Origin of the sequence: Streptomyces sp. UH6, assembly GCF_013421635.1 — a bacterium.
Lineage (GTDB): Bacteria > Actinomycetota > Actinomycetes > Streptomycetales > Streptomycetaceae > Streptomyces > Streptomyces abyssomicinicus.
In genome coordinates, this window is sequence record NZ_JACADT010000959.1 from 1 (window position 1) to 2,168 (window position 2,168).

Sequence of the window (2,168 nt, forward strand, 5' to 3'; positions counted from 1 at the left end):
GCCGAGCAGTTCCGCGACCGCGCCGGCCGCCGGATCGTGCCCGGCGCCGTCGGCCGGTCCGCTCCCCACCAGGACCGCCGCGCCCCGGGCAGGACCGTGCCTCTTGCGCCAGTGGTCCAGGAAGGGGATGTTCATGCCCTCCAGACTGGCACCGGCCCCGCCCCCTGACCATGGGGCGCGCGGACGCCGCCCCGGCGGGGCCGTCAGACGTCGAGGTCGACGACGACCGGGGCGTGGTCGGACGCGCCCTTGCCCTTGCGCTCCTCGCGGTCGACGTACGCGTCCTCCGTCGCCTTGGCGAACGCCTGGTTGCCGAAGACCAGGTCGATGCGCATGCCCCGGTTCTTGGGGAAGCAGAGCTGGCGGTAGTCCCAGTAGGTGAAGGGCCGGTCGTACTTCAGCGGACGCGGCACCACGTCCTCCAGCCCCGTCTCCCGCAGCGAGGCCAGCGCCGCGCGCTCGGCGGGGGTGACGTGGGTGAGCCCCTCGAACGCGGCGACGTCGTGCACGTCCTCGTCGGCCGGGGCCACGTTGTAGTCGCCCAGCACGGCGAACGGCCGGCTCCCCTGCGCGTCCCCGGCCACGGCGGCCCGCAGCGCCTCGAACCACTCCAGCTTGTAGGCGTAGTGCGGATGGCCGACCTCGCGGCCGTTGGGCACGTACACCGACCAGACGCGGACCGGCCCGCAGGTGGCCGAGATCGCCCGCGGCTCCTGGACGCCCTCGTACCCGGGGTCGCCCGGCAGGCCCTTGACCACGTCCTCCAGGCCGGCCCGGGAGAGGATCGCCACGCCGTTCCAGCGGCCCGTGGCGTTGACCGCCGCCTCGTAGCCCAGCTCACGCAGCGGCTCGAAGGGGAACTGCTCCTCGGCGACCTTGGCCTCCTGGAGGCACAGCACGTCCGTGCCGCTGCTCTCCAGCCAGGCCAGCAGCCTCGGCAGGCGTGCGGTGATCGAGTTCACGTTCCAGGTGGCGATGCGCATGGCTCCACGCTACCCGCTGGGTACGACAGTCCCGCGTGGGGCGGCCCGGCCGGGTCGCCCCACGCGGTGCGGTCACAGCCGGGCCGAGTCGCCCGGGGCGATCCGCAGGTGCTCGGCCCCGCCGAGGGCGCCGATCTGCCGGTCGTAGATCGGCCGGGCGAGGTCGGTCAGCAGGGCGTCGTGCACGTCGTAGGCGCGCTGCGGCTTGACCTCGCGGACGTAGTCGATCACCTCGGAGATCTTGCTCCACGGCGCCTGCACCGGCAGCAGCAGCGTCTCCACCGAGGCGCCCTCCGGCACGGTGAGCGCGTCACCGGGGTGGAAGACCCGGCCGTCGACCAGGTAGCCGACGTTGGTGACCCGCGGAATGTCCGGGTGGATCACCGCGTGCAGCTCGCCGTGCACCTGGACGTCGAATCCGGCGGCGGTGAAGGCGTCACCGTCGCCGACCGTGTGCACCCGGCCGGGGAAGGCGGCGGAGATCCTGTCGGCGACGGCGGCCAGGGTCCAGATCTCCGCGGCCGGGTTCCCCTCCAGCGCGGCGCGCAGCCGGCCCTCGTCGAAGTGGTCGGGGTGCTCGTGGGTGACGAGGACGGCGTCCGCCCCGACGACGGAGTCCTCCTCGGAGAACGCGCCGGGGTCGATGACGAGGACGCCCCCGTCCTTCTCCAGGCGGACGCAGGAGTGGGTCTTCTTGATGAACTTCATGGCCCCATCCTGCCTCTCCGCGGCGCGCCGGTCCGCTCACTCCTGCGGCATGGTCTCCTCCCGCACCACCCCCTGGGCGATCGTGAACGCCCGGTTGGCGGCGGGGAGTCCGCAGTGGACGGCGGTCTGGAGGAGCACCTCGCGGATCTCGGCGGGGGTGAGGCCGTTGCGCAGGGCGGCGCGGGTGTGGGCGGCGAACTCCTCCCAGTGGCCGCCGGCGACCAGGGCGCCGAGGGCGACGCAGCTGCGCGAGCGCCGGTCCAGGCCGGGGCGGTTCCACACCTCGCCCCAGGCGTAGCGGGTGGCGAACTCCTGGAAGTCGCCGGAGAAGTCGTCGGCGCCGTCCAGCGCGCGGTCCACGTAGGCGTCGCCGAGGACCTCCCGGCGGATCTTGAGGCCGGTGTCGTGGAGGTCCCCGAGGTCACCGGGTCCGGGCCGGGCGGGCGCGGCGGCCAGCTCGGCGATGGGCAGGGCGCG

3 protein-coding genes are annotated in these 2,168 nt (G+C 74.1%); all 3 read right to left on the reverse strand.

Translation table 11 applies throughout. The features are described 5' to 3' along the window. Nucleotides 1-203: 203 nt before the first annotated feature. Nucleotides 204-983 carry an exodeoxyribonuclease III gene (locus tag HW445_RS28020; RefSeq protein WP_180223656.1) on the reverse strand — a complete coding sequence of 260 codons (780 nt, stop codon included), beginning with the start codon at nt 981-983 and terminating at the stop codon, nt 204-206. A gap of 72 nt (nt 984-1,055) precedes the next feature. Next, nucleotides 1,056-1,691, reverse strand: a complete 636-nt coding sequence (locus tag HW445_RS28025) for an MBL fold metallo-hydrolase (protein WP_180223657.1) — start codon at nt 1,689-1,691, stop codon at nt 1,056-1,058. 36 nt (nt 1,692-1,727) lie between these two features. Continuing rightward, on the reverse strand, nt 1,728-2,168 hold a 441-nt coding region (locus tag HW445_RS28030), incomplete at its 5' end, for a carboxymuconolactone decarboxylase family protein (RefSeq protein ID WP_180223658.1).